The sequence below is a fragment of the Nonomuraea spiralis genome (genome assembly GCF_014648435.1).
Classification (GTDB): Bacteria; Actinomycetota; Actinomycetes; order Streptosporangiales; family Streptosporangiaceae; genus Nonomuraea; species Nonomuraea spiralis.
In genome coordinates this window covers 1-721 of record NZ_BMRC01000093.1, presented here as the reverse complement: position 1 = coordinate 721, position 721 = coordinate 1, and the positions used below count along the sequence as shown (strand labels likewise).

The window sequence follows — 721 nt, the reverse complement described above, 5'->3', positions numbered from 1 at the left end:
TGGCCACGCGCTATGACAAACGCGCCTACATCTTCCTCGGCACCGTCACCCTGGCCGCCCTGGCTATCTGGCTCCGGACCTGATCTAAGAAACAGCTCCTAGACATTCTCCAGTCTGACCACCTCCGCCAGCCGGGCGGCCAGCGCGGCCAGCACCGGATCGCCCCGGTTTGTCCCCGCCGCGCCCCCCTTTTGTCGGCCGGGCGGTGCGGGGAGGGGCGGCGGGGTGAGGGGCGCGCCAGCGGCGTGCTGGTGCGCCCGGACGGTGGTGGAGTCCACGGAGATGTCCCAGTCCATCTGGCCTTGGGCGTCCTGCTCGGTCTGGATCGCGGTCAGCAATCGCTGCCAGGTGCCATCGGCCGACCAGCGTCGGTGCCGCTTGTAGACCGTGATCCAGGGGCCGAATCGTTCGGGCAGGTCCCGCCAGGGCAGTCCGGTGCGCGCCCGGTACAACACGCCGTTGATCGTCCTTCGGTGGTCGTTCCACCGTCCGCCCTGCCGGCCGCCTTCGGGCAGGAGCGGCTCGAGCCGCTCCCACTCTGCGTTGGTTAAGTCACCTCGCCCCATAGGCCCATCGTGACTGTCCAGGCACGATCAGTCAGCAGATCTAAGAAACAGCACCTAGATCGCTGATGTGAAATTCGGTGATCGGCTGCGAGCGTGACGAAGGGCGTCCATGGTCGGTGTGTGAAGACTGACCTAGACGCCCTTCTGATCGCACT

Annotated in this window: 1 protein-coding gene; it reads right to left on the bottom strand. The window is 66.6% G+C overall.

Going from position 1 to position 721, the window contains the following annotated elements; translation table 11 throughout:
• Positions 1-98: 98 nt before the first annotated feature.
• Complete coding sequence (locus tag IEZ27_RS53450) at positions 99-566, bottom strand: IS5 family transposase (protein WP_189654322.1); 468 nt, start codon at positions 564-566, stop codon at positions 99-101.
• Between the last annotated feature and the right edge of the window lie 155 nt (positions 567-721).

Bases quoted from the DNA above. Each gene is read 5' to 3' on its own strand.
- IEZ27_RS53450 (WP_189654322.1), bottom strand. From the start codon at position 566: ATGGGGCGAGGTGACTTAACCAACGCAGAGTGGGAGCGGCTCGAGCCG.